Annotated in this window: 1 pseudogene; it reads right to left on the bottom strand. The window is 64.6% G+C overall.

From position 1 onward, the window contains the following. Window positions 1–126, bottom strand: a pseudogene (locus J5M67_RS29890) (short-chain dehydrogenase); the annotation flags it as partial. Between the last annotated feature and the right edge of the window lie 120 nt (window positions 127–246).

Raw genomic sequence — 246 nt, 5'->3', positions numbered from 1 at the left:
GGAGCCGCCGCCGGTTTCCTTCATCGCTTCGATGGCGTACTTGCAGCCGAGGAAGTAGCCGTCGCCGTTGATGGTCTGCACCTTGCGCCACAGCTCCAGGCTGGTGTCCTCGATGCTGGCCACGGCCTTGTTCGCGCATGATCGGCGCCACGCTGTGGATGCCGAGGAAGGTGCCGGTCAGGTTGATCGACAGCGCCCGCTCGAACTCCGCCTTGGACAGTTGCTCGATGGCGCCGAACACCAGCA

Source organism: Pseudomonas sp. 30_B (assembly GCF_017491605.1).
Classification (GTDB): domain Bacteria; phylum Pseudomonadota; class Gammaproteobacteria; order Pseudomonadales; family Pseudomonadaceae; genus Pseudomonas.
The sequence above is the reverse complement of the archived record's forward strand: the minus strand, read 5'-3'. Positions and strand labels throughout refer to the sequence as shown.